The sequence below is a fragment of the Candidatus Villigracilis proximus genome, assembly GCF_016717045.1.
GTDB classification, from domain to species: Bacteria; Chloroflexota; Anaerolineae; order Anaerolineales; family Villigracilaceae; genus Villigracilis; species Villigracilis proximus.
On record NZ_JADJUO010000005.1, the window covers coordinates 199,495 to 226,458 of the forward strand.

Consider the following 26,964-nt stretch of genomic DNA (forward strand, 5'->3'; position numbering starts at 1 on the left):
TCATGTCATTTACTGATCCGATCGCTGATATGTTGACTCGCATTCGCAACGCTGTGCTCGCTGGCCATGCTCAGGTTGCAATGCCCAACTCAAAGATTAAAGTAGAGATCGCCAAAATCCTAAAGGATGAAGGCTTTCTCGAAGGTTATGAAGTGGTGGAAGGTGAACGCGAAGTACAAAAAGTTCTACGCGTGAAGCTTAAGTATGTTGGCGAACGTCGCCAACGACGTGCCGTGCTCTCTGGTTTGGAACGTGTAAGTAAACCAGGTCGCCGCATCTACACCAAAAAGACAGATATTCCTTGGGTGCTTTCAGGTATTGGCGTTGCCATTATCTCTACACCAAAGGGTGTCATGACCGGCGTACGCGCTCGACAGTTGGGCGTTGGCGGCGAGATCATCTGCAAAGTCTGGTAGGAGGTTTACTGTGTCTAGAATTGGTCGTTTGCCAGTAGATATTCCCAGTGGCGTGCAGGTGGACGTAAAAGGTTTTGACGTTCTCGTGAAGGGCCCGAAAGGTGAGCTTAAGAGATCATTCTCTCATTTGATTGGTATCAAGATGGAGAATAATCAATTGAACATTACCCGTAATTCGGAAAACCCCGCTGAACGTGCCCTGCATGGTACTACGCGCGCCGTACTCGCGAATATGATTCACGGCGTAAGTAAGGGTTTTGAAGTTATCCTTCAAGTTGAAGGCGTGGGATACCGCGCTGAAATGGAAGGTAAGAACCTCGCCCTGTTTGTTGGTTATTCACATCCGGTCAAGATGGAACCCCCGGCCGGTGTATCATTTGAAACAGATGCGAAGACCCGTCAGATCAAAGTCTCGGGTTTCGATAAAGAATTGGTTGGACAGATTGCTGCGAATATTCGCAAGGTACGTCCACCTGAGCCATATCATGGCAAAGGTTTGCGTTACTTGGGTGAACGTGTCCGCCGCAAGGCTGGTAAAGCCGGAAAAGGAGCCAAGTAAGCCATGGCTAAGAAGAATCGTTCTCTCGCTCGTGAACGCCGCCACATCCGTGTCCGCAAGACAGTGGTTGGTTCTGCGGCTCGTCCTCGCTTGAATGTGTTCAAGAGTTTATCCGGGATTTATGCCCAGATTATTGATGACAATGATGGAAAACCCTTATTTCTGCATCCACAGTTGACAAAGAACTGCGTGAACAAATGAAGGGGATGAAGAAGACCGAACAGGCGAAAGCCATTGGTCAGGCAGTGGCTGAACGCGCAAAATCCAAAGGGATTTCGTCTGTCGTGTTCGATCGTGGTGGCTTCCGCTATGTCGGGCGTGTCAAGGCTTTGGCTGATGGCGCGCGCGAAGGTGGCTTGCAATTCTAAAATGTTCTGCAGCGATTTAGAATCGCTGCTACATGGAGAAAGATATGGCAGAAAAGCAATTTACTGATAAGCAACAGTATGAAGCGCAGGATGCTTTTGAAGAACGCGTGATCGAAATTGCCCGTGTTGCAAAAGTCGTAAAAGGTGGTCGTCGCTTTCAATTCCGCGTGACCGTCGTTGTTGGCGACAAAAAAGGCACGATTGGCATGGGTGTCGGAAAGGCAAATGCTGTACCCGATGCAATGCGCAAAGCTTCTGAGCGGGCCCGCAAAGATTTACGCGAAGTCAATCTCTTCGGTACCACGATCCCTCACGAATCATTAGGGAAAGTGGCTGGCGCTAGAGTATTCCTCAAGCCTGCTTCCGCTGGTACTGGCGTTATCGCCGCTGGTGGTGTGCGCGCTGTGTTGGAAGTGGCAGGCGTGCGCGATATTCTCACCAAATCCATGGGAAGTGCAAATGTACTGAACGTGGTAATGGCAACCTTTGGTGCTCTGGACGGCTTACGTTCACCAGCCCTTGAAGCGGCTCGCCGCGGAAAGCGTTCTGATGAATTGTTACCATTCTGGGAACGGAGAAAACAACATGCCTAAGCAGGAAACAACCGGCAAAATTTTGCGCGTGACCTGGGTTAAGAGTGACATTGGTTTTCCAAAAGACCAAAAAGCCACAGTCAAAGCCCTTGGTTTGCGCCGTTTACATCAAACTGTTGAGCACAAGGATACACCCGCATTACGCGGTATGTTGAATAAGATTATCCATTTGCTCAAGATCGAAGAGTAGGCTGAATATGAAACTACACGATCTCGTACCCAATGTTGGGTCAAAAAAGAATAAAAAACGCGTTGGACGCGGCATCTCGGCAGGGCAGGGTAAAACTGCCGGCCGCGGTACCAAAGGACAAGGTTCACGTTCTGGCGAAGGCGGTCACGCTTATCGTCAGGGTGGTAACCTTCCATTTTTCCGACGCCTACCGTTCATGCGTGGTGAAGGATTTACCCCGCCAAATCAGGTTTTCTACAATGAAGTAAACCTTGATCAACTTTCGCAGGCCTTCAAAGCCAATGCGGATGTCACCCCCGAAGCCCTCGAAGAAGCGCACCTCTTGCGTGACTCTCGTAACCCGACAGTTGTTCTTGGTCGCGGTGATATGACCGTCGCCCTCAAAGTGCGTGTACATCGTGTCAGCGCTGGCGCCAAAGCCAAGATCGAAAAGGCTGGCGGCTCGGTTGAATTGATCGCCTAAACCTACATAAAGGATACTTATGAAGACCACCTTTTCAGGCTGGCGTTACCTTTGGAAATCGGAAGATATTCGGCGTAAGTTGGTGATTACGCTCGTTATCTTGGCGATTTATCGTATAGTAGCAAACATCCCGGCACCTGGCGTGGACTTTGCCGTTTTGGCTCAGTTCAAGGCATTATCAACCAGTGGCGGTAGTTTCGTTGATTTTCTTGATCTGCTTTCTGGCGGTACGGTTTCCAATTTCTCATTACTTTCAATGGGTGTGTATCCGTACATTACTGCACAGATCATTTTACAATTGCTCATCCCGATCATTCCTGCTTTGCAACGTAGAATGGAAGAAGACCCACGAGAAGCTCGCCGCTGGCAGGAAAAGTGGACATATTATCTTGCTGTGCCCATGGCCGCTCTATCTGCTATTGGTCAGATTAACATCTTTAACTCATTGTCCATTCAGGCATTACAGCAGCCGATTCTGGAGTTTGGTTTTTCAGCGGATCTCTGGCTAAATTCATTAACGACTCTCCTGGCAATGACAGCCGGTACAATGTTTGCCATTTGGCTGGGTGAGTTGATTTCGGAATACGGTATCCGTGGACAGGGACTTTCCCTGATTATTTTCGCAGGTATTGTTGCCCAGATGCCTTCAAATCTTGTCTCACTCTTTTCTGATAGAGACACAGCTTTGTTCATGTTTGGCTTTACGCTGTTTATTATCATCTTAACAGTGTTCGCCATCGTTTATGTGCAACAAGGGCGACGTAACGTACCAGTTATGTATCCTGGTCGCCGTATGGGGAACCGCATGTCCATGCCAGTTAAGGGAACCTTGCCTTTGATGGTCAACCTCTCAGGCATGATCCCCTTGATTTTTGCCAGTGCAATCCTGCAATTTCCTGCAATTCTTGCCAGCTATTTTGTAAATAATGAGAATGCAGGTGTTGCCAGTTTCTTTACAGGTATTCAGAACTTCTTTGGAGGCACTGGTACAAGCAATTGGGGTTACTGGACTCTGTACTTCTTTATGGTTGTGATCTTTACATTCTTCTACACTTCTGTTTTATTTGATCAACAGAATTATGGTGACAACCTGAAAAAAGCTGGAGCAACTGTCCCTGGTGTACATACAGGTACTCCCACCCAGAAATATCTAAGCACAGTTCAGCGCCGCATTACCTTGCCAGGAGCGCTTTTCCTTGGAGTTGTAGCGGCCATGCCCTTCCTTTTGGGACTTTTGTTAGGCGTGTTTGGTATCGCTGCAAGTTCTCAAACCAGTGTATTCCTTGTTTCATCTTCAGGTTTGCTGATTGTTGTTGGTGTTGTTCGTGACACCTTTATGAATATCGATGCCGAACTTAAGTTACACGGATATCAAGACTCACTGCTCGTTCGCTAAGGAGTTTTCATGGCGACCTACATCGTCTTACTAGGTCCTCCCGGTGTCGGTAAAGGTACACAGGCCAAGATTTTGGCTAAGTCAACCAAACTCGTGCATGTCTCCTCTGGAGATTTGTTTCGCGAGAACCTTAAAAATCAAACAGAACTTGGAAAACTCGCCAAATCCTTTATGGATAAAGGCGACCTGGTGCCAGACGATGTGACCATCAGCATGATACGTGACCGCATCTCTCGTCACGACTGTGATGCTGGTGCCATTCTCGATGGATTTCCACGCACCCCGACTCAGGCTGATGCACTCGAAAAAATGCTCACTGAATTTCATGGGCAAGTGGATGCCGTTCCATACATCACGGCAGCTGAAGACATTCTAGTGGAACGCACAGGCGGGCGCTGGTCATGCCGGGCACAAGGTCACATTTACCATCAAAAATTCAGTCCTCCTAAAAAGGAAGGTATTTGTGATGTCGATGGTTCTGAGCTTTATCAGCGCGATGACGATAAAGTGGAAACTGTAACAAAACGAATTCGTGTCTATCTTGATCAAACTATGCCTTTGGTGGAGTACTACCGCAAAAGAGGAAAATTGCTCGAGATCAACGGCATGGAGGCTGTGGAACAGGTAACACAAAAACTGCTCTCAGCCTTAAAAAAATAATTATTTGTGAGTATGCAGAATTTTTTAATTCTGTTGAAAAGTAGGTTTATCTAATGAGTTGGGAACGCCAGATCAATGTTAAAAACCCTGCTGAACTTAAGATTATGCGCGAAGCAGGGCGCATCAACGCAACCGTTCTGGCCGCAGTAAAAGAACGTTTACAACCCGGTGTGACAACTGCTGACCTCAACGCGGCTGCTGAGGAAGTGCTGAAGTCACACGGATGCATATCGCCATTCAAAGGCTATGGTCATCCACCGTTTCCCTCATCCATCACAGTCTGTATTAATGATGAGATGGTGCATGGTATCCCGCATCCAAAACGAAAGTTAAAGGAAGGCGATATCGTCTCGATTGATTGTGGTACGGTCTTTGAAGGATTTGTTGCAGACTCAGCTTTCACCGCCGGAGTGGGGGAGATTTCTCCCCAGGCAACAAAACTGCTTGAAGTCACTGAAGGCGCGCTATTTGCTGGTATTGAAAATATGCGCAATGGCAAACGCACAGGTGATATCTCGGCAGCGATACAAAATTATGTGGAAAATCATGGCTTCCATGTCACCCGTGAATATACGGGGCATGGCGTCGGTCGGAATATGCATGAGGGGCCGCAGGTGCCAAATATCGGCAAAGCAGGTAGCGGCATGTTACTTCGTCCGGGGTTAACAATTGCGATTGAGCCAATGGTGTTGATTGGGACACACGAAACCCGTGTCCTGCCAGATAAATGGACGGTTGTCTCTGCTGATGGTTCATTGACGGCGCATTTTCAACATACAATTGCCGTCAACGAAGGAGAACCTCTTCTCCTGACTGTCTTGTGAACGAACCTGCAAGATGACCGTGAAAATATAGACGAATAGAAAAATAACCAGTATAATTAGACCTTTGGCTGTCATAAGACAAGCCGCAAGTAAGGAGATTGAACATGAAAGTTTCGCCCTCCATTCGCAAACGTTGTGCCAAGTGCCGTATTGTTCGGCGCAAGGGAGTTATCTTTATCATTTGCGAAAATCCAAAACATAAGCAGAGACAGGGGTAGTGTGGTGACCTATGGCGAGAATTGAAGGTGTTGATTTACCCCGCAATAAGCGGGTTGAAGTTGGCCTGACATACCTTTTTGGTATTGGACCAACCCGTGCGCATAAGATTTTGGCTCAAACCAAAGTTAATCCTGATACGCGCATCAAAGACTTAAGCGAAGCGGATGTTGCCGCTATTCGCGAATATATTTCCAAAAACTTCAAGGTCGAAGGTGACCTGCGCCGCGAAGTTCAATTGAACATTAAGCGCCTGATCGAAATCGGCTCTTATCGTGGTTTGCGTCATCGTCGTGGTTTGCCCGTACGTGGCCAGCGCACAAAAACAAATGCGCGCACCCGCAAAGGTACCAAGAAAACCGTTGCTGGTCGTGGTCGTCGTAAGGGCGGCAAGAAGTAATCCTGTCCGAAAGGTATAAAATAAAAAATGGCTCAAAGTGTTCGTTCCACCCGCCGCGCCTCAGGCGCCAAAAAAGGGAAGCGCACCTTGTCCTCCGGACAGGTACATATCTTCGCTTCTTTCAATAACACAATCGTGACAGTTACAGACACCGAAGGGAATACAATTTCCTGGGGTTCTGCCGGTTCTGCTGGCTTCAAAGGCTCTCGCAAGAGCACACCCTTTGCAGCACGCCTTGCCGCTGAACAAGCCTTAAAAGCTGCCCAGCAATTGGGTCTGCAGGAAGTTGAACTGTTTATTAAAGGTCCCGGCCCCGGACGCGAGAACGCCATTCGCGCCGTGCAAGCCATGGGCTTGAAAGTACGCTCGATTTCGGATATTACGCCGGTTCCGCACAACGGCTGCCGTCCTCCGAAAAAGCGACGCGTGTAATAGGTGAGGTAGTTTATATATGGCTAAATCATTAAGTCCAGTTTGTAAGCTTTGTAGACGCGAAGGCGAGAAGCTTTTTCTAAAGGGTGAGCGCTGCTTTACTCCAAAGTGCTCCTTTGAAAAGCGCAACTTCGCTCCCGGCCAGCATGGTCGCACTGCAGGACGTGGCGGCGGTAAAGGCATGGGAACGGGTCGCGTTTCCGACTTTGCTCGTCAGTTACGCGCCAAGCAGAAGGCTCGTCGTATTTACGGTGTGATGGAACGTCAGTTCCGCCGTTATTATGATACAGCCATTACTCGCCGTGGTCTTACAGGTTTGAATTTGCTTCAAATCCTTGAGTCACGCCTTGATAACTTGGTGTATCGTTTGGGTTTTGCTTCCAGCCGCTCCCAGGCTCGTTTGCTGGTTGCGCACGGCCATTTCACAGTAAATGAACGCCGCACGGATGTGCCATCCATGCTCCTTGGCGCAGGTGATGTAATTGCTGTGCGCGAAGGTTCCGCCAAGTTGACTTATTTCAAAGACTTGACCGAGTATGCCGAGAAACGTAATGTCCCAAGTTGGCTCAACCGCGATATTAAAGGTATGGCCGGAACATTATCTCGCATGCCCGAACGTGCTGGAATTGACGGAAATCTCGACGAACAATTGATCGTCGAATATTATTCCAGACGCTAAACCTCCAATTACGTATCGGGTCGAGACCGAACATTTTGATCTCGACCTGACGTATTATCAAAAGGAATAGGTGAACCGTGACGGGTATTATCACGAACATGGTTATGCCAAAGATCGAGCGTGAAGCAGAAGCTCGAAATTATGGCAAATTCATAATTAGCCCACTAGAGGGCGGTTATGGTGTGACATTGGGCAACGCCCTTCGTCGCGTCCTGCTTTCCTCCCTGGAGGGTACTGCAATTACCTCAGTGCGTGTAGCGGATGTCTTGCATGAGTTTAGTGACATTCCTGGTGTACGCGAGGATGTTATTCAAGTTATGTTGCAGGTTAAGCAGATCCGCATCAAGATGGATGGCGTGGATAGCGCCCGCATGCACCTTGAAGTACGCGGTGAAGGAACAGTTACTGCCGCCGATATTGTTCCTCCGGCAGAGATTGAGATCGTTAACCCTGACCTGTATTTGTTTACAGTGGATGGGGCCAAAACCAAGCTTGATATTGAATTCATGGTGGAACGTGGCCGTGGTTATTCTCCATCAAGTGAACGCGCAGGACACATGCCCATTGGAGAACTTCCGGTGGATGCGATCTATAGCCCTGTAAAACGTGTAAATTGGGAAGTAGCCTCAGCCCGTGTGGGTCAGAGCACGAATTACGACAAGTTGATTTTGGAAATCTGGACAGACGGTACTGTCTCGCCGGAACGTGCTCTTAGTTCGTCGGCCCGCATTCTCATTGACCACCTGCGTTACGTGGCTGGTATCAATGAAGAAATGCTGGCAGTCGCAGTGGAGCGCGAATCCTCAGGCAGTCGTTTGAGCAGTGAACTGGCAGAAACGCCAGTGGAAGCCCTTGACCTTTCTGTACGTGTCTTCAATTCATTGAAGCGCACCGTCAATCCGCAACTTCGGCGAAAAGAGTTTGGACGAACTTCGCGACAAGATGCGTGAAAAAGGCTTTATGAAAGACGAAACATCCTCGGAGAGTTAGAGATGCGACATTCAGTAGCAGGTTATACATTAGGACGCACCAAAGGTGCACGAATTGCCCTTCGGCGCAACTTGATCAAACAATTTTTTACCCATGAGCGTATTCAGACGACCAAGGCAAAAGCCGCCGCTATTCGCGGTGATGCTGAACGCTTGATCACACTCGCTCGCAACAGCGCCAACGGCACTGAGATACAAAAAGTGAATGCGCGTCGTTTGGCTGTCTCCCGCTTGGGTGACAACCAACTCATCAAACGTTTGTTTGATGAAATCGCTCCTCGCTTTGCAAACCGCCCCGGTGGTTATACTCGTGTGATGAAGCTTGGCCCTCGCCGCGGCGACGCTGCCGAGATGGTCATCCTTGAGTTAGTTGAAGATTAGGTTTACCTGGCGGCGATGAGCTGCTAAGAAATGGCACGTTACCAAGTGATCCTTGCCTACGACGGCACCGGTTATACCGGAAGCCAGCGACAGGCGAACTCCCGCACAGTGCAGGGCGAGTTGGAAAAATCGCTTCGCAAATTGGGATGGTCTGACCGGGCGGTTCTTATGGCTGGCCGAACAGATACAGGAGTTCATGCAACGGGGCAGGTGGCCGCGTTCGATCTCGAATGGACGCACTCAGCAGATAAATTGCTTTGGGCGCTTAATAAGCACCTTCCATCTGATCTTGTGGTAAGAAGCCTACAGCCAATCTCGGCAGATTTTCATCCGCGTTTTGATGCCACTTCACGTGAGTATCGTTACAGGGTGTTTTTCGAACCAATCCGTGACCCGCTACGAGATAAGTTTGTATGGCGCACGTGGCCTGCTGTAGACGAAGATGTCCTCAAACGGAACGCGAGTATCTTTCTCGGAAAACATGATTTTGCCGCCATTGGTTCACGGACAACGCCGAAAGGCACGACCGTGCGCACGGTGACAAAAGCCGAATGGAAGAAAATGCCGGATGGTGAGTGGCAGTTTGAAGTCAGAGCGGATGCGTTTTTATATCGTATGGTAAGAAGATTGGTTTTTGTGCAAGTGTCTGTTGCTCAGGGAAAATGTCCGGTGGAGAAAGTCCAACATGCTTTAGAAAAGCAGGGAGTACTTCTCGCCGGGTTGGCTCCCGCGCACGGGCTGACGCTGGTCGAAGTAACGTATGGATCACATGATTAGATTATGAAACGGAGTGACGAAAGTGCAACAGAAAACATATTATCCGAAAGCCGCTGAAATTCAGCGCGACTGGGTTGTGCTGGATGCCGAAGGGCAAAACCTTGGACGCTTTGCTGCCCGCATTGCGCACATTTTGCTTGGCAAACACAAACCGACCTTCACACCTGGCGTGGAGATGGGAGATTTTGTGGTTGTGGTGAATACCGAGAAAGTTACAGTTACCGGTACCCGCACCAGCAGCAAGCTGGAAAGCAAGATCTACTATAGTCACTCCGGTTATCCAGGTGGCTTAAAGAGCATTTCCCTGCGGGACCAATTGGCCCAGCACCCTGACCGCGCCCTGCGCGATGCAGTATGGGGCATGCTTCCTCACAATCGCATGGGACGTGCCACGCTCAAGCGTTTGAAGATCTATGCCGGTCCCAATCATCCGCACCAAGTGCAGACCCCGAAAGTTTCGGGATAAAGAGGTAAGTGAATATGGCTCAATATTATGAAGGCATTGGCCGCCGTAAGGAAAGCACCGCCCGCGTGCGCCTGACTGCCGGCAGCGGTAAATTTACCGTGAACGAAAAAGATTTCGCCGCGTTCTTTACACGCATGGGCGATTTCGAAGACATCATGCGCCCATTCAGCGCAGTGGGTCAGGAAGCGACGAAGTACGACGTGAGCGTACTAGTCAACGGCGGTGGCACAACCGGACAAACCGAATCGGTACGTCTTGGAATTGCCCGCGCGCTTCAGATCATTAATGCAGAGTGGACTTCTGCTTTACGCAAAAAGGGCTTGCTCACCCGCGATGCCCGCGTGAAGGAACGTAAGAAACCCGGTCTTAAGAAAGCCCGTAAGGCTCCTACGTACACCAAGCGCTAGTCTTTTCCATAAAATATAAATCAGTTCGTAATTGGTAATTCGTAATTTACGAATTACCAATTACGTTTTAACGGAGATTTTCATGGACTTTGCATTAATTTCTTCTGTATTTGAGACGTTGCGAATCACTCCTCCCTCAAAGTTGACTCTGCTCGAAGCGCAGACTCTTGCGTCAGCATCCGCGCATTATCCTCCCTTTCCGCCCGATATGCCCGCTTTGTTGACCGGAGTGGATTCGAGCGATCTGGCTTTTCAGGTAAAGAAGATTTTACTGGCTGTGTATCCGCAGGAGCATGTTGTTTTTGTAGTTCGTGAAGGAAAGATGAAAGAGGAAAGACTGGGGGATTTTTGGTAATGGTGATTTCACTACATTGACATGTCTTTATATACCTTCTCTTGGCGAGGGAACATCGTTTGAGTCGTTCGCAGAGATCGTTGCCCACTTACGCGCGCCGGATGGCTGTCCGTGGGATAAGGAACAAACACACCAGACTTTGCGCACACACTTGCTCGAAGAAGCTTATGAAACATTAACCGCCATGGACGAAAACGATCCCGCCGGGATGCGTGAGGAATTTGGCGATCTGCTTCTGCAGATCGTATTAAATTCCCAAATTGGCAGCGAGACTGGTGAATTCTCGATGACCTAGGTTATCAAGAGTATCTACGATAAGATCGTTCGTCGTCACCCGCACGTATTTGGCGATGTGGAATTAAATTCTGTCGATGGCGTTTTGCAGAATTGGGAAAAGCTCAAGGAAAAAGAACGCAAGGATAAGGGGATGGGCAAAGACGAAAAAGGCTTATTGGACGGTGTTGCCTCCGCTTTGCCTGCATTGACTCAAGCGCTTGAATATCAGGATAGAGCTGCACGTGTTGGCTTTGACTGGCCCGAAGTGGATGGTGTGCTGGATAAAGTCCGCGAGGAGATTGAAGAGATTAAACAAGCGCAGAATCTTGATGAAGTGACATCTGAGTTGGGCGATCTGTTCTTTGTGCTGGTCAATCTTGCCCGCTGGCGCAAAGTGGATGCCGAATCCGCGCTGCGTGGGACGAACATGAAATTTAAGAAACGTTTTGCTTATGTGGAACAGGGTGCGAAGAAGCAGGGTAGAAATTTATCTGATATGACATTGGAAGAGATGGATGTCTTGTGGAATGAGGCGAAGAGAACAGGAAGATAATTCAATGCCTCTCTCCTGCCATACAGGAGAGGGGCATTGAATTTAATGGCAAGCTTGTTTTTCTAGGCTTAATTCTTTTTCTATTTCAACTACAATTTTTAGAGATTCAGCAATACTAACATTATGGGTGGACCGATAGATTATGATCGCTTCCAGTTTTTTGCCGTTTTTTATTGCTTCAATAACTCTTTCGATGGATGGATCTGCGGGTACTGTGGATTTTAATTCGTCGGTCATTATTCACCTCGTATACTAGGTTGATTGAATAGGGGAGTTTTATTTTATATCCACTGACATTAAATACTCGTCATAATAGATGCCATTAAGAAATAATGCTTTTGATTCTTTGCCATAGATGATAAATCCGCAGCTTTTGTAACACTGAATGGCGGGCTGGTTATCTGTAACCACTCCCAGTTTTACGATGACAACTTATTTCTGCCTTGCCCAATCCAGACAGGATCGGATCAGCGCTTGTGAAATATGCCGCCCACGCCATTCTGGTGTGACATACACTCCCCAAATACCCGCGCTGTGTAAAATTTTTTTGGATAAGTTTCTGTAGATGCCGGTCATGCCGATCAATTGTCCTTTGTATTCGGCAAAGGACAATGCTTGTTCTTCACTGTTGATCGTCACAGCTTTTTCCCAGTAGGATTGTGGTCTTAATATGTTTTCATCGTAATCCTGCCCGAATGCGCTGGGATGCCCCTTGAGCGCTTCGAGGCGCAGATCACGAAACGAATTGACATCTGCCGGTGCTGCTTGGCGAATGATGACTCCGTTGGGCAATTGTGTTGACATGGTCTAGTTTTGCCCGCAGGTGAATCTTGCCAGCGCCTCTTCAAACAGCGGACTGGCCGTCTCTGCCAGCGGAGTGTAGGCCTTCCAGGCGAAGACCCGGTCACCGCAGGTCCATGCGCCTACGCCGCCAAAGGGCAGAATTGGACTGACGCTGGTTGCGATGGGGGTGTAGATGACATTCATGCCGCGCACAAGTTTTATATCCATGCTGCCTGTCATTGTGTCGAGTTGATCGTCGAGCATGGTATCCAGCAGGAATTTTGGGTCTGCTGTATCAGGAGATTGCAGCCAGATAAAATTAATTAATAAGTCTGGCAGTTGATATGCGACCAGAAATCCATTGTTGTAATTGCTTGGGTTGAGTTGGTCGAGCGAGGCATGATGATCGTAAAAATCCATGCCAGTTGGATGCCCGATGCAGAATTGATATTCACAATATAAGCCTGCGAGGCTGAAAGGAGTGGGGGATGGATAGGGGGTGGGTGGGCTGGCCGGCGCAGTGGTTGGCATCGCGGCCAATGTGGCGATTACTGCCTGATTGATCAAAGTGGCTGGGTCTGCGGTGACTGTTTTCGGGGCGCAGGATGCCAATAGAAACAGAATCAGGCTAAAGGTTAAATTAAGACGCGCGTTTTTTTTCATCCCAAAATTATAATGGAAAAGCCCTGCCAATTCGACAGGGCTTTTTTGTTGTGTGGAATTTATCCTAGTGGCCGCTTCCTGCGGAAGGTGTGCCAAGGAAGATTTCGGGAGCGGCTGGGCCTTCAACGATTAAGTATCCAGCGAGCCCGCGCTGCAGGCGTGAGAGGGCGTGATCAACAAGAATATAGTTGCCGGGGACTTCGAGACTGAACTCGACCATGGTTGCGCCGCCGGGTGGGACGAGCGTTGTTTGCACGTCGGTGAGCGGTGCGCCGGTAAGTGAGGCTTGATCGAATACGCGGTCAAAGATTTCGCCGATGACATGGAAGGAGGATGTGAAGTTGGGGCCGCCCACACCAAAGAAGATGCGCACGGTTTCACCAACGTTCGCTTTTAATGGTTTCTGAGTTGTGAGCGAGCCTACCGCGCCGTTGAAGACGAAGTACTCAGGTTCTTCATCAAGCAGTTTGGTGGTGTCAGACATTTGATGGCCTTGTTCACCGAACTCACCAGTTGTGTATAACTCGCCTTGCATAACATAGAATTCACGGTCAACTGGAGGCAGGCCGCCTTCAGGCTCAACAAGGATGAGACCATACATGCCGTTGGAAATATGATCTGCAACCATTGGGGTCGCGCAGTGATAGACGAAGAGACCGACATTGAGCGCCTTGGCTGTGAATACGCTTTCTTCACCAGGCTTGGTCTGCGTCATGACAGCGCCTCCACCGGGACCGGTAACTGCGTGGAAATCAACTGAGTGATTCATTACGCTGGTAGTGTTATTGGTCATGTGGACTTCGATAGTGTCGCCAATGCGCACGCGGAAGAACGGCCCGGGAACTGCACCGTTGAATGTCCAATAGGTATAGGTGGTTCCATCAGAGAGCTGGCCGACAACTTCCAAAGCTTCCAGATCAATGCGGACAGTGGTTGGTTCGCGTATTTCGAGAGGAGCAGGTAAGTCAGCTGGGTCATGGACGATGTCTACACCATCGCTGGCGGGTTCTTGTGGTGCGTCTGTTACAACTGCGTCACCATAAGCGCCTGCGGGGAGTCCGTTGAGGTATGTGACAATTGAGTTGATCTCATCTTTTGTCAATGTCTCAGACAAGTTGGCAGGCATTACATTGGGCAAACATTCCCCGGTGGGGCAGGCAGGTGCAAGGAATACATTGGGATCGATGATCGATTCGTGAATATATTCTTCTGCGGTAGTTGCTTTGCCTGTGTATTCGGAGCTTTTGATGTGCTCATCAGCGGCCATGCTGATATCGGAAAGATCGGGTGCGAGCACACCTGCGGCATTTGGAATTCCTGCAATTGCATGGCAGCTTCCGCATGCGCCTTTTTGGAAGGCTGCGATCACGGCGGGGTCTCCGCTGCTTGCGGACTCCGAAGCAGCAGAAGAAACGGGCGCAACCTCTGTTGTGCTGACAACCAACACACCACGCATGCCCAATTCAGCATGGTTGGCTACGCTGTCGTAATATTCCATTTCTCCATGCACAGTGGGTACAGTAAAAGTGACAGAGGAAGCCTCGCCTTTTTCTTTCACTACACCTGTACTGGCTTTGATTTCCGGGAAGGTGATATCGTGCTGTCCCGCGTTGCCATTGATCAATGTGATTGTGATCGTTCCACCGGGAGCAGCACTCAAGGTGGGGTTGACAATGCCGTTGATCTCATCGCTGACACCTAGAAAGATCAAATTGCCGTCTCTCAGGTCGGTGGTTAGCACATATTCCTTGTCCACGGGTTGGAAACTGGTGCCTGTGCAGGCTGTAATGGTGGCAGCTAGGGCAATGACAATTGCCAAAAAAACGGTAAATTTTTTCATTGTGAACTCCTGTTTAAAGTTGTTGAATGTCGTATTTGGAAAGTGTTTTCAGGAAATTTTTTTCATCAAACTCATATGTCTTTATCACATCTTTGATAGTACAGAAATGTGACAGACGACAACCGACACAATCTATGTGCTGGCTGATGAAAAACTTGATAGTCGTGGGGGTGGACTTTAAAACATCCGCCACGATCAGATCCAATAGTTCCAAATGCTCGTTCATAATGAGTATAGGATATCGCCTTCCCTCCACCCTGTCTTTGCGCTAGCGCAAATAAGAACGGGACGGGTTTTCCCCGTCCCGTTCTTATTTTTCCAATCCTTCCGCGATCCGCACCAGATCGTGCGGCTTGAGGATCTTGATTTTTTCCCTGCCCGTTTTGATAAAGCCCTTGCGCTCCCAGTCACTCAGCAGACGACTGACCGTGTATAGCGTGGTACCTGTCATCTCGGCTACATCCTGTCTTGAGAAGGATAATTCGATCCCCGCCTCTTTTTCCGCCCTGATGCCTGATTGCCCGGCCAAGCGAATCAGCGCATTGGCCACTCTTTGCTCGACCCGCTCCGTTGCAAGTTCCCTGTAGCGCGCCTGCATTTCCTGAATATAGGAGGTCATGAGGGTCATCAGGTCAAACGAAATTTTCGGACTCGTCTCCAGTAACTTGTGCAGGAATCCGCTTTCAATGGCCAGCGCGGAACTATCTTCCAAAGCTTGCGCGGTTGCCGGGTAAATTGCTTCCGCACGGACAGCGCCCAGAGCGCCGAACATCTGCCATGGATGCAGAGTCCGCAAGTTTACCTGCTGTCCGCTGGGATTGGATTGCATGAGTTTGGCCTGACCCGTGACGAGAATATATAGATATTCGGCGCTATCACCCTGAAAGAAGAAGAATTCATTTTCTTCGATCGAGCGGATAATGCTGTTTTTCAGAATTAGTTGCAACTCTGCATCTGTAGCGTTTTGAAAAACGACAACCTGTTTTAAATCCTTTGGCGAAAGATTCATAACATGATTGTACTCCCTAAATAAATGACATTTATCTGTTGACATATCCGGAGGAGTGTCTTATATTTGGGTTATCCCATCCCCTGGGGTATGAGAAAGTCAAAAATCTCATCTGGAATATAGAGGGCAATATGGAAGCTGATAGCACGATCCGAAGATTAAAAACTGTCGAAGGGCATTTACGCGGTGTTATTCGCATGGTTGAGGAAGATGCCTATTGTATTGACGTCATCCGCCAGATACAGGCCGTTGAAGCGGCTCTAAACAAAGTCAGCTCAAGGATCCTTGAAGATCATCTCAATTCGTGCGTCATTACAGCGATTCAGGGAAATGACAAAAAGGAACGAGAACGCGTACTGAAGGAAATTACTGAAGTATTTGAAATGTCAATGAAGGTTAAGTAAATGTAAACAAGGCATATAAGGTCGCGAAACGCTTGAAACATATTCCTTTTCGCAATTCATAAATCAAACAAGGAGAATTACCCATGACCACCGTAACCTATACCATCCCCGCTATTTCCTGCGGACATTGCCCTCACACGATCGAGACCGAAGTATGGGAACTGCGGGGTTTGCAGTCTGTGAAGGCAGATGAAGCAACAAAGAAAGTTGAAATTACATTCGATACACCGGCAAACGAGGCCACCATTAAAGCCTTACTGGCTGAGATCAATTACCCTGCTGAAGGTTTGATCACTTTATAAATAATGAGGCCTGACAGTTTTATAAATCTGTCAGGCCTTTTGTAAGGAAGTACAAATGAGCGACACAAAACAATTAACTTTACCAATTACCGGCATGACCTGCGCAAACTGTGTAGCCACAGTGGAACGCAACTTGAAAAAACTTGACGGCGTGCAAAGTGCGGTGGTGAATCTTTCCTCCGAGCGCGCCACCGTGGATTTTGACTCTGCCAAACTTGCGCTGACTGATGTGATCGCGCGCGTTAATCGTGCCGGGTATGGCGTCGCCACCGGTGAAGCAGATCTGATCATCAAGCGCCTTTCAGATGATAACGATGCACGTCGTTTGGAAAAAGCACTTGTCAAACTTGAAGGCGTGCTCGAAGCACAAGTGACATTCACCACTGAAAAGGCACGTGTGAAATATGTGCCAACGATCATTACACAGGCGGAGTTACGCCGCGCAGTGGCATCCGCTGGGTTTGAGGCCATGGAACTTGGCGGCGAAGCGGAAGATGCAGAAGCCAAAGCCCGCGAACATGAGATCAATGAACAACGCCGCTTGCTGATTATTGGTTTGATATTTACCGTGCCGCTCTTCCTGCTTTCGATGGGCAAGGACTTTAATTACTTCCAGGATTTGTCTATTCAGATAATGTGATGGAAGGAATGCGTGAGGCTCAGCCCTGGTTTGGCTGGTTAATGCTCGTTCTGGCTTTGCCTGTGCAGTTTTATGTAGGCTGGCAATATTACGTGGGCGCATTCAAGGCCTTGCGTAATAGATCAGCGAACATGGATGTGCTGATCGTGATGGGCTCATCTGCGGCATTTTTCTACTCACTGCCGATCACATTTGGCTTGCTGATGGGGCATGTCTATTACGAAACTGCGGCGGTCATCATTACGCTCATTAAACTTGGAAAATTCCTCGAAGCCCGCGCCAAGGGACGTACTTCTGAAGCAATCAAGAAATTGATGGGATTACGCGCCAAAACTGCCCGCATTATTCGCGACGGTGTTGAAGCTGAAGTCCCTGCTGATGATGTTCGTGTAGGCGATGTCGTGGTTGTTAAGCCTGGTGAGAAGATTCCTGTGGACGGTGTAGTGGTTGAAGGAAGAAGTTCCATTGACGAATCCATGCTGACGGGTGAATCTCTGCCGGTTGAAAAGAAGCCCGGTGATGTAATGATCGGCGCGACGCTCAATAAACTTGGTTTGTTGAAATTCGAAGCGACCAAAGTTGGCAAGGAAACCGCCCTCGCTCAGATCGTAAAACTTGTGGAGGATGCGCAGGGCAGCAAGGCGCCGATCCAGAAAATGGCGGATCAAGTCTCAGCGATATTTGTTCCTGTTGTAATTGGCATTGCCACGCTGACGTTTTTTGGCTGGTATTTCTTTGGCCCGCAATTGCCGATCAATTCTGATATTGATAATTTCACACGTGCATTGATCTATATGGTTGCCGTGTTGGTGATCGCCTGCCCGTGTGCGATGGGACTTGCCACCCCAACTGCGATCATGGTCGGTTCTGGCAAAGGTGCAGAAGCGGGAATCTTATTCCGCAATAGTGAAGCTTTGGAACGTGCTGGCAGAGTGACTGTGGTGGTGCTGGATAAAACCGGAACGATCACAAAAGGTCAGCCGGCTGTAACAGATATTGCCATAGCCAGTGACAAAGTAGGAAGGTGGACGAGTTACTTCGCCTTGCTGCTTCTGTTGAGAAGGGGAGTGAGCATCCGCTGGGTGAGTCCATTTGGGCAGAGGCAACAACCCGTGGATTGGCTTTAGTGGAACCCACCGGTTTTAAAGCAGAGGCCGGGCATGGCGTGCAGGCTGAGGTCGAGGGAAGAAGCGTAATGGTTGGGAACATGAGAATGTTCCAGTCACGTGGAATCCAGTTGGGGAATCTCAGATCCGAAGTAGCGCGTTTACAGTCCGAAGCGAAAACTGCGATGTTGGTTGCGATTGATAATGAAGCCGCGGGAATCATCGCTGTGGCTGATACGATCAGGATAGTTCAAAGGAAGCGATCGCAGATTTGCATAAGATGGGTTTGAAGGTTGTGATGATCACAGGCGATAATCAAAAGACTGCCGATGCAATCGCAAAACAAGTTGGCGTCGATCAAGTATTAGCCGAAGTTTTACCAGAAGGCAAATCTAACGAAATTAAGAAACTTCAATCGTCAATCGTCAATCGTCAATCGTCAAATGTCGTAGCAATGGTCGGTGACGGTGTGAACGATGCGCCCGCGCTCGCGCAAGCGGATGTGGGACTCGCGATTGGCACGGGAACAGATGTGGCGATGGCTGCCGCGCCTGTAACCTTGATGAGCGGTGACCTGCGCGGTGTTGCGCGCGCGATCAATCTTTCACGCAAGACACTTTCAACCATCAAGCAAAATTTATTCTGGGCATTTATCTACAATGTAGTTCTCATCCCCGCTGCTGCGCTTGGATATTTCGTCCCAATGCTTGCCGCTGGTGCGATGGCTTTTAGCAGTGTCTTCGTTGTGACAAATAGCCTGCGTTTGCGCGGACAGAAAATTTAATGCATTAATCAGGTGATTAGTAAACGAAACCGTTCACCTAATCACCTGATTGCCTATCACCTATTTACCAACCCCAAGGAAACCTTTAACATGAAGAAACTCTCCCTTTTTATAATAGCTGCCATGGTTGTATTAACCGCGTGTGCCCCGAAACAAAGCGGACCCGCCAAAGCTGAATTACCTGCGGGCAAAGCATACGCCGAAGGCAAGGAAATTTATTTTGTCCATACTGAAGCCTCTGATGCGGGTGTCGCTGAAAAATTAACAGGCATGATGAAATCGCCTGTGATTCTTGTCCCTGCACTGGCAAACGTGCCCGATGAAGTATTGGCAAATGTTTACGTATTCACGAATGGACTCGCGGGCTCCGGACCTTTCGGTTTTTCAACCTGACGTGTTTGACAATCCCCCGGCACTGATGGTTACTCTCCGCTGCGCCGTTTGAATGTGATCGCGTGGGTTGACGAAAGCAAAGCCCGCGAACTTAAATCTGCCGCTGAAGTGTTGGATGCAGAAGCCGCAGGCGAACTCACTATCGAACAGCCTGGTGTTGTTATCAATATGCCGTTTGTAGTTTGGGATGGCGGTAAAAGATAAAAATAAATTACAAGGGACACGAACGCATACGAAAGTTCGTGTCCCTTGTAAAAAAGATTTCCTCATCATTTATTACTTTTTACTTTTCCCGAGGTCAAATGTCATCCAAAGAACAAAAACCGGCCATTAACCCAGTCGTGATCGTTGTGCTGGGTGTGGCATTTTATCGCTATTGCTCTTATCTTATTTGTCTTTCCGAATGGGCAATCTCTTAATCTCAATGCAGGCGCAGGCTCTTGGAGTCAACTTGTAGTTGCTTTCATCACCGGCATCACCACTGGCGGATTAAGCTGTCTTGCGGTGCAGGGCGGTCTGCTGGTAAGTTCGCTTGCGCATCAGATCGAACAGGATTATGTCGAGCAGACTGCGGGCTCGAAAAATAAAAAAGCATCCGTCCGCTCGAATTCGGCTTTTCCAATTTTTCTTTTTCTTGTCTCAAAACTTATCGCCTACACCTTACTTGGCGCGCTCCTTGGCTGGCTTGGTTCGTTCCTTACCCTCAGCCCGATGACCCGCGCTATGCTGATGATCGCCATCGGCATCTTCATGATCGGCAACGCGCTGCGCATGTTCAACGTGCATCCGATCTTTCGTTACTTCTCTGTTGAGCCGCCAAAATTCATCACCCGTTATATCCGCCGCACAGCCAAAGGCACCGACACATTCACTCCCTCTTCCTCGGCGCTCGGTCTTCATCCCATGCGGTGTCACGCAAGCCATGATGGCAACCGCATGGCCGGGCAGCGTCGTCATGGGTGCCGCACTTATGTTTGCCTTTGTTCTCGGCACCAGCCCTGTCTTTTTCGTTGTTGCCTATTTGACAACTGAGCTTGGATCACGGCTTGAAAAACTTTTTATGCGATTTGTGGCCGTAGTGCTTTTGATTTTGGGATTTGTGACTCTCGACGGTGGACTGAATCTACTTGGCTCCCCGCTCTCGTTTCAAAACCTGACCCGAAACCTGCTTCCGTCCAGTAGCGACTCAGCCCCTGTGGCAGAATCTCCCCAACTCTCCACACAGAGGGTGAGATCACCCTCAACGTTGAAGATAATGGATACGTCCATCGACCTGAAAGCGCCCGCCGGAAAAGTTCTCACCCTAAATCTTATCCAATTGCTTCCAGATACCGGCACGGTACAAGTCAGCATTCCCGCCCAAGAGAAGGGAAGCACCCTCTTCTTCACCTGTTCGATGGGAATGTACACCGGCCAGATCGTGTTTGAGTAAGACTTTTAAATTAAAAAGATCCTAAAAAGACTTCCGAAGTTTATCTCAGAGAAACCCATGATTAAAAAAACCTTCAAAATCCCCGATATGACCTGCTCCGCCTGTGCCAGAAACTCAGATCTCTTGAAGATAACCTTGACGGCGTGAAAGAGATCAACGCCAGTTATCACAATTGGAAATGGTCATCGAATACGATGAATCCCAATTGACGAAGAGCAGTCATCGCCGCAGTAAAGAAAAAGGCTATCAGGCCATAGCCGGGTAAAGATATAAACAGGTAAATATGGCAACATGTTTACCTGTTTCCGCGATTCATTCACTTCCGTGTATACTCGCGCCATGCCAAAATATTACACTCCCAAAGAAGCAAACGAAGCACTGACAGTCGTCCGCCCGATGGTCAAAGAGATGATGGAAATCAGTGAGCGGATTCGCGCCCGCCAGCCCGAATTCTGGTCTGTGGTGCAAAAGTCCGCTGGGAATGGCGGGAATCCGCCCTGGTAAACTCCTCCCTGATTTTGACCGCCTCGATGACCTTCTGCATAAAATGCAAGATCTAGGTATTGAAGTAAAGACCTGATCATCGGCAGATCGATTTCACCGCCTTGCACGATGGCAGGAAGTGTATCTGTGTTGGAGATTTAATGGGGGGCATCCTGTTTTGGCACGAGATCGACAGGGTTTTCGGTCGCCAGTTAATTGATTGGGAATAAATCGTTGTCATATTGTCTGATTTGTTCTATACTAGCGCACATCCCAAAAGAACTGGTTGGTGAAAATGAGCATATCAAAAATTGGACGTTATGAGGTTGAACGGAATTGACGCAAGGTGGTATGGGCGTCATTTTTGCGCGCGACCCGTATATTCAGCGCCAGGTCGTCATCAAAGTGTTGTCTTTAGCCACACGCTGGACGATATGTACCGCGAGTTCTTTTGCAGGAAGCCGAGTTGATCGCCGCTTGAACATCCATACATTGTGCCTATTTACGATTTTGGCTGGCACGGACAACCCTATATCGTAATGCGTTATATGGCGGGCGGTTCGCTGGCTGACAGGCTGCAAAAAGAGGAGATCAAACATACCGAGATCTCACATATTTTTAAACGTATTGGCGATGCTCTCGATGCAGCTCATGCGCGCAAGATCATTCATCGTGACGTGAAACCTTCCAATTTTTTACTTGATTCAACCGGCGAGATATTCCTTTCTGATTTTGGTATTGCCAAATCGAAAGCCTTCACTGATGACGATGGAACCTGGTTGGTGGGCACACCCGCCTACATGAGTCCCGAACAGGTCAAAGGCAATGAAGTGGATGCGCGGGCTGATGTCTACGCTCTCGGTATTGTGTTGTATCGTTTATTATCAGGACAATTGCCATTTTCAAACGACTCAACCACGGCGCTGATCAACGCACACGTGGACCTGCCTGTTCCTGATATTCGTTTGGTAAAAAATAATATCCCTGCTGTCTGGCAGGAGGTGGTCGCCAAGGCGATGGCGAAAGACCCCAACGATCGTTATCCACTGCGGGGGATTTTGCCCGTGATATTGCCGAAGTTGTTTCAGGCAAAGTGGTATTTGAGAAAGTTATAAGAGCGAAAACTCATACTCATCAAAGACCTTGTTGCTCAAACAACAAGGTCTTCTTATTTGTTTTCCATCAGCTATTTAAAATGGAGCATGAATGAAAAAAGGAATACTGTACGGAATCGGCGCCTACGCCACCTGGGGATTTTTTCCCATCTATTGGAAATTTCTTCATCACGTCCCCGCCACCCAGCTGATCGGACATCGCATCATCTGGTCATGTTTGCTGCTGTTGGTTGTCATCCTGTTCACCAAACAATGGGCTGACTTTCGCGGCACGCTCAACGCAAAGGTGATCCGAATCTACACCGTTGCCGCCATTTTGATCGGCATCAACTGGATCGTTTATGTCTGGGCGGTCAACAATGAAAAGATCGTTGAGACCAGCCTCGGATATTTCATTAACCCTCTGCTGAGTGTTTTACTGGGTGTTATCTTTTTAAAGGAACGCCTTCGCCCGGCGCAATGGATTCCGATCGTTATCGCTGCGCTTGGCGTGACTTATCTCGCCTTTGTTTATGGCCGCCTGCCATATATCGCCCTCACTCTCGCCTTTTCCTTTGCCTTGTATGGACTGGTTAAAAAACTTTCACCGCTTGGCGCGCTCTACGGTCTGACAATTGAAACAGGCATTCTCTTTATCCCAGCACTTGGGTATTTGCTTTTTGTTGAATCAAACAGCACCGCTGCATTTCTTCACACTGGTCTTACCTCAGATCTACTCATGATCGGCGCTGGGGTGGTTACTACCATTCCTTTGTTGATGTTCGCATCTGCCGCCCGTTCCATTCCGCTTTGGATCGTGGGCCTGCTTCAATACATTGCGCCTACACTTCAATTCTTGATCGGCATCTTTATTTATAAGGAACCGTTCAGTGTTAATCAATTGATCGGTTTCGGCATTGTATGGTTCGCGCTGATCATCTTCCTCAGTGAAAATTATTTTGCCAACCGCGCCACCGTCGAACCACTTCCGGAAATGGGGGAGGGCTAAATGAAAATATTATTCATCGGTGGCACCGGCCTGCTTTCTTCCGCGTGCAGTGACCTTGCTGTCGACGCGGCCACGAACTATTTCTCTTGAACAGGTCTGCGTCGACAAAATATCCTGCACCCAAAGAAGCGACTATTCTACAGGCAGATGTCTACGCTGATACAGCGCATCTTTCCTCGCTGTTAGCTGATCATCATTTCGACGCAGTTGTCGACTTTATTGCATTTTCTCCCTACGACATTGAACGTGACCTTGCTCTCTTCCGCGACAAGACAGATCAATTCGTATTCATCTCTTCTGCCAGTGCTTATCAAAAGCCGGTACAGAATTATCTGATTACTGAAGAGACACCGCTTGAGAATCCGTATTGGGAGTACTCACGCAACAAGATCGCCTGCGAAGATGCATTAATGAACGCCCATCACGCAAACGGATTCCCTGTCACCATTGTGCGTCCTTCACATACCTATGGGCCTACACAAATTCCAAGCATCGGGTCATGGCTCCACCCGTGGACTGTGATCGACCGCATGAAACGCGGCGAGAAAGTGATTGTCCCTGGCGATGGGACTTCGCTCTGGGTGCTCACCTGGAATGCCGATTTTGCCAAAGGGCTGATCGGCCTGTTGGGAAATAAAAAAGCTGTCGGTGAAGTTTTTCAAATAACGTGAGATCAGGTGCTGAGTTGGAATAAAATCTACCTCGAAGCGTATCAGGCTCTCGGTCAGACCCCGAACGTGGTTCACATCCCCAGTGATCTGATTGCGGCCTATGAATCTGATGCGGTGGGAAGCCTGATCGGCGATAAATCAATAGTGTGGTTTTTGATAATAGCAAGATCAAAGTTTTGTGCCTGATTTCAAATGTGAAGTGACATGGGCTGAAGGTCTGCTGCCGCTTACTGGCCTGGTTTGGGGCGCACCCTGAATTTCAAACAATTGATCACGAAGCGAACGCGCGCTGGGATGCGATCATTTCCGCCTATCTGGGCGCGTTTCCGAAATAAATATAATTATCTGACAAAGAAGATTGAACTGGTTATAATTGGCCAAAATCTTATATAGGAGCAGCAAATGAATTTTGCAATGTGGAAGAAAGCACTGAATGTGATCCCTGAGGTTTCAAAGGAAGAGTGGGAAAAACTTGATGTGATCTCAAGGTGGTTGATCTCCACCCGTGCGGCAGTTCTGGTGATGACCTTTATCTCGGCCGCCCTTGCGGGACTTTTTGCATGGCGTGATGGTTCGTTTAGTTTTATTCCGTGGATCGCGCTTGTCTTTGGGCTCATCATGGCACATGCCAGCAATAATATCTTCAACGATTACACCGATTTTGTGCGCGGCGTGGACAAGGATAATTATTACCGCACCATGTACGGTGCGCAGCCCATCGCCTCCGGTCTGATGACCAAACGTCAGCATCTGACCTACTTCGCGGTGACAGGTTTTCTGGCCCTCGTGGCTGGGCTGTACCTGATCTTCATCAACGCAATGACCCGATCATTTGGATCTTACTGGCTGCGGGCGCATTCTTTGTGCTGTTCTATACCTGGCCGCTCAAAGGCCTCGGACTCGGCGAAATTGCCGTGCTCGTAGTTTGGGGTCCGCTCATGATCGGCGGTGGATATTATGTGTTGACTCACCAATGGAATTGGTCCGTTGCCATTGCCAGCCTGCCGTATGTGCTGGGTGTGACCACCGTAATTTTCGGCAAGCACATTGATAAGATCGGTGTGGATACCGCGAAGAAGATTCATACCTTGCCCGTCGTGATCGGTGAAAAAGCCGCACGCTATGCAGTCGTCGCGATGATGGTTTTGCCTTATCTTTTCACCGGCTATCTGATCGCGATCAAGTTCTTCACGCCTGTTATGCTGCTTGTTTTGTTTGCCATCCCCGCTTTGCGTGAAAGCCTGCCTCCGCTGATGAAGCCCAAACCAGAAACCCGCCCTGAAGGTTTCCCTGATGGACAGGGTGGGTGGCCGTTGTACTTCGCGCCGATTGCCTTCCGTAACAATCGTTCTTTTGGCTCGCTCTTTATGTTGGGTCTGTTGATCGATGTAGCTTTGAGAATTTTCCTGCCCGCTTTTTGGCGCTAGCATTTTTTTTGATGCACCCCCGAATTAAGATTTCGGGGTGAGTTCGTTTTAGAACAAATGGGACGCTGATCGTTCGCACAAGAAATGCTGATTTTCGCTTTTATCAGCGTCAATCAGCGTTCATCTGCGTCGTTCGGGTATGTTGGGTTTAATCAGACAAAAGTACTCAATTTCACAAAAGAGTTGTATAATCGCAAACGTTCGTTTATTGGTACGGCACTTGCCGTAATTTTCAACTTATGTTACTGAATTTCCTATAGAGCACACTGAAAATTATATCTTCCGCATGTTTTTTCTTTGCACGCTCTGCGGTAAATAGTTTTTTGACATAAGACCGATACTCAAGGAGAGAGAGAGTATGCACATCAACTTTGCCATGTGGCGCAAGGCCTCATGGGAACTCATCAAAATGGACGACAAGAAAGAGTGGGATGCCCTCGATGTCGTCTCCAGTGGCTGATCGCCACCCGTTCAGCAGTGACCGCTGTCACCGTTTATTCCTGCATCATCGCCGGTGCCCTCGCTTGGCGTGATGGATATTTCGCATGGCTGCCGTGGATCATTCTGACCATTGGCTTGTTCATTGCGCATGGCACAAATAACCTGCTCAATGATTACACCGATTTCTCACGCGGCGTGGATAACGATAACTACTTCCGCACGCAATATGGCGTACATCCGCTCGTGCAGAAATTCTGGACGAAGAACATTCAGATCAAGTGGTTCATTGTCAGCGGGGTGCTGGCTACACTTTCCGGTGTATTCGCACTGTTCTACACAAACTTTAATCCATATATTATTGGCTTATTTGCCTTTGGTTCACTCGTCTTGCTTTTCTACACATGGCCCTTCAAGTATTGGGGTATTGGCGAATTATCCATCTTCCTGATCTGGGGACCGATCATGATCGCGAGCGTGTACATTGCGCTTGTCCTCGGCAATGGCGGCGACATCTCCAATGTATTCAAAGTCGCACTCGCGGGCGTTCCTTTTGGCTTGAGTGTTGCCAGCATTAACATCGGCAAGCACATCGACAAAATGGACGACGATAAAAAGAAAGGCGTCGGCACTTTCCCTGTCCGCGTTGGACAAACTGTTGCCCGTTACGTGGATATCTTCTCCATTGTTGCGGCGTATGGTGTGATTATCTATCTGGTCGCTACGGGATATTTCTCCACGCTCATGCTGTTGGTGATCTTCGCCGCACAGCGTGCCATGTACGCCATCTTCGCACTGTCCAAGCCGCGCCCTGATGGCGCCCCCAAAGGTTTTGAAGCTTTCTGGCCCACCTGGTTCTCTGGTTTCTGTTTCTATCACAACCGTATGTTTGGTGGCCTCTTTATCGTGGGCATTTTGCTCGATACAGTCGCCCGCAAATTTGAAACATCCTTGCCGGTCAATATCAACATGCTTGGCGCCATCGCCATTGCTATTGGACTGATCTACGCAGTTGCACAAATGGCCATTGCGAAGGCGAAAACGGCAAAGGCGTAAAAAATAAAAGGTAATAAGAAAAAGGCTCCG

Annotated in this window: 34 protein-coding genes and 6 pseudogenes; 35 read left to right on the top strand and 5 right to left on the bottom strand. The window is 48.7% G+C overall.

The features are described from left to right. Positions 1 to 2: 2 nt before the first annotated feature. From rpsH to mazG, 21 genes and pseudogenes are all read left to right on the top strand, one after another. Positions 3 to 416: a 30S ribosomal protein S8 gene (rpsH, locus tag IPL71_RS07450; protein ID WP_345320318.1), complete on the top strand. Its 414-nt coding sequence runs from the start codon at positions 3 to 5 to the stop codon at positions 414 to 416. A 10-nt stretch (positions 417 to 426) separates the two neighbouring features. Further along, positions 427 to 975 carry a 50S ribosomal protein L6 gene (gene rplF, locus IPL71_RS07455; RefSeq protein WP_345320320.1) on the top strand — a complete coding sequence of 183 codons (549 nt, stop codon included), beginning with the start codon at positions 427 to 429 and terminating at the stop codon, positions 973 to 975. 3 nt (positions 976 to 978) lie between these two features. Continuing rightward, positions 979 to 1,343 (top strand): annotated as a pseudogene (gene rplR / locus IPL71_RS07460) (50S ribosomal protein L18). Positions 1,344 to 1,387: 44 nt separating this feature from the next. Continuing rightward, on the top strand, positions 1,388 to 1,936 hold the full coding sequence (gene rpsE / locus IPL71_RS07465; RefSeq protein WP_345320322.1) for a 30S ribosomal protein S5: 549 nt from the start codon (positions 1,388 to 1,390) through the stop codon (positions 1,934 to 1,936). Further along, complete coding sequence (rpmD, locus tag IPL71_RS07470; RefSeq protein ID WP_345320324.1) at positions 1,929 to 2,126, top strand: 50S ribosomal protein L30; 198 nt, start codon at positions 1,929 to 1,931, stop codon at positions 2,124 to 2,126. Before rpsE ends, rpmD begins: the two co-directional genes overlap by 8 nt. Before the next feature lie 7 nt (positions 2,127 to 2,133). Next, positions 2,134 to 2,589, top strand: coding sequence for a 50S ribosomal protein L15 (gene rplO, locus IPL71_RS07475; protein ID WP_345320326.1), 456 nt, complete (start codon positions 2,134 to 2,136; stop codon positions 2,587 to 2,589). A gap of 19 nt (positions 2,590 to 2,608) precedes the next feature. Beyond that, on the top strand, positions 2,609 to 3,985 hold the full coding sequence (secY, locus tag IPL71_RS07480) for a preprotein translocase subunit SecY (RefSeq protein WP_345320327.1): 1,377 nt from the start codon (positions 2,609 to 2,611) through the stop codon (positions 3,983 to 3,985). Between the two features lie 9 nt (positions 3,986 to 3,994). Then, positions 3,995 to 4,645 (top strand): adenylate kinase, encoded by a 651-nt coding sequence (locus IPL71_RS07485; RefSeq protein WP_345320328.1) that lies wholly within the window; start codon positions 3,995 to 3,997, stop codon positions 4,643 to 4,645. A gap of 53 nt (positions 4,646 to 4,698) precedes the next feature. Next, a complete protein-coding gene (gene map / locus IPL71_RS07490) occupies positions 4,699 to 5,469 on the top strand; it encodes a type I methionyl aminopeptidase (RefSeq protein WP_345320330.1) in 771 nt (256 codons plus the stop codon). 104 nt (positions 5,470 to 5,573) lie between these two features. Next, positions 5,574 to 5,687, top strand: coding sequence for a 50S ribosomal protein L36 (rpmJ, locus tag IPL71_RS07495; RefSeq protein ID WP_345320336.1), 114 nt, complete (start codon positions 5,574 to 5,576; stop codon positions 5,685 to 5,687). A gap of 11 nt (positions 5,688 to 5,698) precedes the next feature. Then, positions 5,699 to 6,085 carry a 30S ribosomal protein S13 gene (rpsM, locus tag IPL71_RS07500; RefSeq protein WP_345320338.1) on the top strand — a complete coding sequence of 129 codons (387 nt, stop codon included), beginning with the start codon at positions 5,699 to 5,701 and terminating at the stop codon, positions 6,083 to 6,085. A 27-nt stretch (positions 6,086 to 6,112) separates the two neighbouring features. After that, positions 6,113 to 6,517 (top strand): 30S ribosomal protein S11, encoded by a 405-nt coding sequence (gene rpsK, locus IPL71_RS07505; RefSeq protein WP_345320340.1) that lies wholly within the window; start codon positions 6,113 to 6,115, stop codon positions 6,515 to 6,517. Between the two features lie 19 nt (positions 6,518 to 6,536). Then, entirely contained in the window at positions 6,537 to 7,196 is a 660-nt protein-coding gene (gene rpsD / locus IPL71_RS07510; RefSeq protein ID WP_345320341.1) for a 30S ribosomal protein S4, read from the top strand. A gap of 77 nt (positions 7,197 to 7,273) precedes the next feature. Continuing rightward, a complete protein-coding gene (locus IPL71_RS07515; protein WP_345320343.1) occupies positions 7,274 to 8,146 on the top strand; it encodes a DNA-directed RNA polymerase subunit alpha in 873 nt (290 codons plus the stop codon). A 42-nt stretch (positions 8,147 to 8,188) separates the two neighbouring features. Next, positions 8,189 to 8,566 carry a 50S ribosomal protein L17 gene (gene rplQ / locus IPL71_RS07520; protein ID WP_345320345.1) on the top strand — a complete coding sequence of 126 codons (378 nt, stop codon included), beginning with the start codon at positions 8,189 to 8,191 and terminating at the stop codon, positions 8,564 to 8,566. 30 nt (positions 8,567 to 8,596) lie between these two features. Next, a complete protein-coding gene (truA, locus tag IPL71_RS07525; protein WP_345320347.1) occupies positions 8,597 to 9,343 on the top strand; it encodes a tRNA pseudouridine(38-40) synthase TruA in 747 nt (248 codons plus the stop codon). Between the two features lie 22 nt (positions 9,344 to 9,365). Further along, complete coding sequence (rplM, locus tag IPL71_RS07530; RefSeq protein ID WP_345320349.1) at positions 9,366 to 9,809, top strand: 50S ribosomal protein L13; 444 nt, start codon at positions 9,366 to 9,368, stop codon at positions 9,807 to 9,809. A 14-nt stretch (positions 9,810 to 9,823) separates the two neighbouring features. Next, entirely contained in the window at positions 9,824 to 10,216 is a 393-nt protein-coding gene (rpsI, locus tag IPL71_RS07535; protein ID WP_345320351.1) for a 30S ribosomal protein S9, read from the top strand. An 82-nt stretch (positions 10,217 to 10,298) separates the two neighbouring features. After that, entirely contained in the window at positions 10,299 to 10,571 is a 273-nt protein-coding gene (locus IPL71_RS07540) for an SAM-dependent methyltransferase (RefSeq protein ID WP_345320353.1), read from the top strand. A 16-nt stretch (positions 10,572 to 10,587) separates the two neighbouring features. Continuing rightward, positions 10,588 to 10,866 carry a MazG nucleotide pyrophosphohydrolase domain-containing protein gene (locus tag IPL71_RS07545; protein ID WP_345320354.1) on the top strand — a complete coding sequence of 93 codons (279 nt, stop codon included), beginning with the start codon at positions 10,588 to 10,590 and terminating at the stop codon, positions 10,864 to 10,866. A 12-nt stretch (positions 10,867 to 10,878) separates the two neighbouring features. Continuing rightward, positions 10,879 to 11,400, top strand: a complete 522-nt coding sequence (gene mazG, locus IPL71_RS07550; protein WP_345320560.1) for a nucleoside triphosphate pyrophosphohydrolase — start codon at positions 10,879 to 10,881, stop codon at positions 11,398 to 11,400. Positions 11,401 to 11,442: 42 nt separating this feature from the next. On the opposite strand, the gene IPL71_RS07555 is transcribed toward mazG, so the two are convergent. The 5 genes from IPL71_RS07555 to IPL71_RS07575 form a co-directional block, all read right to left on the bottom strand. Then, positions 11,443 to 11,637 carry a hypothetical protein gene (locus IPL71_RS07555; RefSeq protein ID WP_345320356.1) on the bottom strand — a complete coding sequence of 65 codons (195 nt, stop codon included), beginning with the start codon at positions 11,635 to 11,637 and terminating at the stop codon, positions 11,443 to 11,445. A 195-nt stretch (positions 11,638 to 11,832) separates the two neighbouring features. After that, positions 11,833 to 12,204 (bottom strand): GNAT family N-acetyltransferase, encoded by a 372-nt coding sequence (locus IPL71_RS07560; protein WP_345320359.1) that lies wholly within the window; start codon positions 12,202 to 12,204, stop codon positions 11,833 to 11,835. Between the two features lie 3 nt (positions 12,205 to 12,207). Next, positions 12,208 to 12,846: a hypothetical protein gene (locus IPL71_RS07565; protein WP_345320361.1), complete on the bottom strand. Its 639-nt coding sequence runs from the start codon at positions 12,844 to 12,846 to the stop codon at positions 12,208 to 12,210. A gap of 64 nt (positions 12,847 to 12,910) precedes the next feature. Beyond that, positions 12,911 to 14,686, bottom strand: coding sequence for a copper-containing nitrite reductase (gene nirK / locus IPL71_RS07570; protein WP_345320362.1), 1,776 nt, complete (start codon positions 14,684 to 14,686; stop codon positions 12,911 to 12,913). A 310-nt stretch (positions 14,687 to 14,996) separates the two neighbouring features. Then, positions 14,997 to 15,695 (bottom strand): Crp/Fnr family transcriptional regulator, encoded by a 699-nt coding sequence (locus IPL71_RS07575; protein ID WP_345320364.1) that lies wholly within the window; start codon positions 15,693 to 15,695, stop codon positions 14,997 to 14,999. A gap of 131 nt (positions 15,696 to 15,826) precedes the next feature. Here IPL71_RS07575 and IPL71_RS07580 point away from each other — a divergent pair, with 131 nt between their 5' ends. The 14 genes and pseudogenes from IPL71_RS07580 to IPL71_RS07645 all read left to right on the top strand — a co-directional run bounded on the left by IPL71_RS07580 (position 15,827) and on the right by IPL71_RS07645 (position 26,934). Next, positions 15,827 to 16,099 carry a metal-sensitive transcriptional regulator gene (locus IPL71_RS07580; protein WP_345320366.1) on the top strand — a complete coding sequence of 91 codons (273 nt, stop codon included), beginning with the start codon at positions 15,827 to 15,829 and terminating at the stop codon, positions 16,097 to 16,099. A gap of 83 nt (positions 16,100 to 16,182) precedes the next feature. Further along, positions 16,183 to 16,401 (top strand): heavy-metal-associated domain-containing protein, encoded by a 219-nt coding sequence (locus IPL71_RS07585; protein ID WP_345320368.1) that lies wholly within the window; start codon positions 16,183 to 16,185, stop codon positions 16,399 to 16,401. Positions 16,402 to 16,456: 55 nt separating this feature from the next. Then, a pseudogene (locus IPL71_RS07590) lies at positions 16,457 to 18,931 on the top strand (heavy metal translocating P-type ATPase). Between the two features lie 90 nt (positions 18,932 to 19,021). Beyond that, entirely contained in the window at positions 19,022 to 19,324 is a 303-nt protein-coding gene (locus IPL71_RS07595) for a DUF7482 domain-containing protein (protein ID WP_345320370.1), read from the top strand. A gap of 24 nt (positions 19,325 to 19,348) precedes the next feature. Beyond that, positions 19,349 to 19,528, top strand: a pseudogene (locus IPL71_RS07600) (DUF7482 domain-containing protein); the annotation flags it as partial. Positions 19,529 to 19,828: 300 nt separating this feature from the next. Continuing rightward, positions 19,829 to 20,363: pseudogene (locus IPL71_RS07605) on the top strand (sulfite exporter TauE/SafE family protein); the annotation flags it as partial. Between the two features lie 21 nt (positions 20,364 to 20,384). Beyond that, positions 20,385 to 20,756 carry a hypothetical protein gene (locus IPL71_RS07610; protein WP_345320383.1) on the top strand — a complete coding sequence of 124 codons (372 nt, stop codon included), beginning with the start codon at positions 20,385 to 20,387 and terminating at the stop codon, positions 20,754 to 20,756. A gap of 291 nt (positions 20,757 to 21,047) precedes the next feature. Beyond that, the gene (locus tag IPL71_RS07615) at positions 21,048 to 21,260 is read left to right on the top strand and encodes a hypothetical protein (RefSeq protein WP_345320385.1); all 213 of its coding nucleotides are present in this window, start codon (positions 21,048 to 21,050) and stop codon (positions 21,258 to 21,260) included. Positions 21,261 to 21,727: 467 nt separating this feature from the next. Continuing rightward, positions 21,728 to 22,354: pseudogene (locus tag IPL71_RS07620) on the top strand (serine/threonine-protein kinase); the annotation flags it as partial. Between the two features lie 91 nt (positions 22,355 to 22,445). Beyond that, on the top strand, positions 22,446 to 23,342 hold the full coding sequence (rarD, locus tag IPL71_RS07625; RefSeq protein ID WP_345320387.1) for an EamA family transporter RarD: 897 nt from the start codon (positions 22,446 to 22,448) through the stop codon (positions 23,340 to 23,342). Next, positions 23,343 to 24,348 (top strand): annotated as a pseudogene (locus IPL71_RS25820) (SDR family oxidoreductase). 67 nt (positions 24,349 to 24,415) lie between these two features. Further along, positions 24,416 to 24,937: a prenyltransferase gene (locus IPL71_RS07635; protein ID WP_345320391.1), complete on the top strand. Its 522-nt coding sequence runs from the start codon at positions 24,416 to 24,418 to the stop codon at positions 24,935 to 24,937. Next, positions 24,877 to 25,440, top strand: a complete 564-nt coding sequence (locus tag IPL71_RS07640) for a prenyltransferase (protein WP_345320393.1) — start codon at positions 24,877 to 24,879, stop codon at positions 25,438 to 25,440. Before IPL71_RS07635 ends, IPL71_RS07640 begins: the two co-directional genes overlap by 61 nt. Before the next feature lie 426 nt (positions 25,441 to 25,866). Further along, positions 25,867 to 26,934, top strand: coding sequence for a prenyltransferase (locus IPL71_RS07645; RefSeq protein WP_345320395.1), 1,068 nt, complete (start codon positions 25,867 to 25,869; stop codon positions 26,932 to 26,934). Positions 26,935 to 26,964 lie beyond the last annotated feature (30 nt).

Bases quoted from the DNA above. Each gene is read 5' to 3' on its own strand.
- rpsH (WP_345320318.1), top strand. From the start codon at position 3: ATGTCATTTACTGATCCGATCGCTGATATGTTGACTCGCATTCGCAAC.
- rpsE (WP_345320322.1), top strand. From the start codon at position 1,388: ATGGCAGAAAAGCAATTTACTGATAAGCAACAGTATGAAGCGCAGGAT.
- rpmD (WP_345320324.1), top strand. From the start codon at position 1,929: ATGCCTAAGCAGGAAACAACCGGCAAAATTTTGCGCGTGACCTGGGTT.
- rplO (WP_345320326.1), top strand. From the start codon at position 2,134: ATGAAACTACACGATCTCGTACCCAATGTTGGGTCAAAAAAGAATAAA.
- secY (WP_345320327.1), top strand. From the start codon at position 2,609: ATGAAGACCACCTTTTCAGGCTGGCGTTACCTTTGGAAATCGGAAGAT.
- IPL71_RS07485 (WP_345320328.1), top strand. From the start codon at position 3,995: ATGGCGACCTACATCGTCTTACTAGGTCCTCCCGGTGTCGGTAAAGGT.
- map (WP_345320330.1), top strand. From the start codon at position 4,699: ATGAGTTGGGAACGCCAGATCAATGTTAAAAACCCTGCTGAACTTAAG.
- rpmJ (WP_345320336.1), top strand. From the start codon at position 5,574: ATGAAAGTTTCGCCCTCCATTCGCAAACGTTGTGCCAAGTGCCGTATT.
- rpsM (WP_345320338.1), top strand. From the start codon at position 5,699: ATGGCGAGAATTGAAGGTGTTGATTTACCCCGCAATAAGCGGGTTGAA.
- rpsK (WP_345320340.1), top strand. From the start codon at position 6,113: ATGGCTCAAAGTGTTCGTTCCACCCGCCGCGCCTCAGGCGCCAAAAAA.
- rpsD (WP_345320341.1), top strand. From the start codon at position 6,537: ATGGCTAAATCATTAAGTCCAGTTTGTAAGCTTTGTAGACGCGAAGGC.
- rplQ (WP_345320345.1), top strand. From the start codon at position 8,189: ATGCGACATTCAGTAGCAGGTTATACATTAGGACGCACCAAAGGTGCA.
- truA (WP_345320347.1), top strand. From the start codon at position 8,597: ATGGCACGTTACCAAGTGATCCTTGCCTACGACGGCACCGGTTATACC.
- rpsI (WP_345320351.1), top strand. From the start codon at position 9,824: ATGGCTCAATATTATGAAGGCATTGGCCGCCGTAAGGAAAGCACCGCC.
- IPL71_RS07540 (WP_345320353.1), top strand. From the start codon at position 10,299: ATGGACTTTGCATTAATTTCTTCTGTATTTGAGACGTTGCGAATCACT.
- IPL71_RS07555 (WP_345320356.1), bottom strand. From the start codon at position 11,637: ATGACCGACGAATTAAAATCCACAGTACCCGCAGATCCATCCATCGAA.
- IPL71_RS07560 (WP_345320359.1), bottom strand. From the start codon at position 12,204: ATGTCAACACAATTGCCCAACGGAGTCATCATTCGCCAAGCAGCACCG.
- IPL71_RS07565 (WP_345320361.1), bottom strand. From the start codon at position 12,846: ATGAAAAAAAACGCGCGTCTTAATTTAACCTTTAGCCTGATTCTGTTT.
- nirK (WP_345320362.1), bottom strand. From the start codon at position 14,686: ATGAAAAAATTTACCGTTTTTTTGGCAATTGTCATTGCCCTAGCTGCC.
- IPL71_RS07575 (WP_345320364.1), bottom strand. From the start codon at position 15,695: ATGAATCTTTCGCCAAAGGATTTAAAACAGGTTGTCGTTTTTCAAAAC.
- IPL71_RS07580 (WP_345320366.1), top strand. From the start codon at position 15,827: ATGGAAGCTGATAGCACGATCCGAAGATTAAAAACTGTCGAAGGGCAT.
- IPL71_RS07585 (WP_345320368.1), top strand. From the start codon at position 16,183: ATGACCACCGTAACCTATACCATCCCCGCTATTTCCTGCGGACATTGC.
- IPL71_RS07595 (WP_345320370.1), top strand. From the start codon at position 19,022: ATGAAGAAACTCTCCCTTTTTATAATAGCTGCCATGGTTGTATTAACC.
- IPL71_RS07610 (WP_345320383.1), top strand. From the start codon at position 20,385: ATGCGATTTGTGGCCGTAGTGCTTTTGATTTTGGGATTTGTGACTCTC.
- IPL71_RS07615 (WP_345320385.1), top strand. From the start codon at position 21,048: ATGTTTACCTGTTTCCGCGATTCATTCACTTCCGTGTATACTCGCGCC.
- rarD (WP_345320387.1), top strand. From the start codon at position 22,446: ATGAAAAAAGGAATACTGTACGGAATCGGCGCCTACGCCACCTGGGGA.
- IPL71_RS07635 (WP_345320391.1), top strand. From the start codon at position 24,416: ATGAATTTTGCAATGTGGAAGAAAGCACTGAATGTGATCCCTGAGGTT.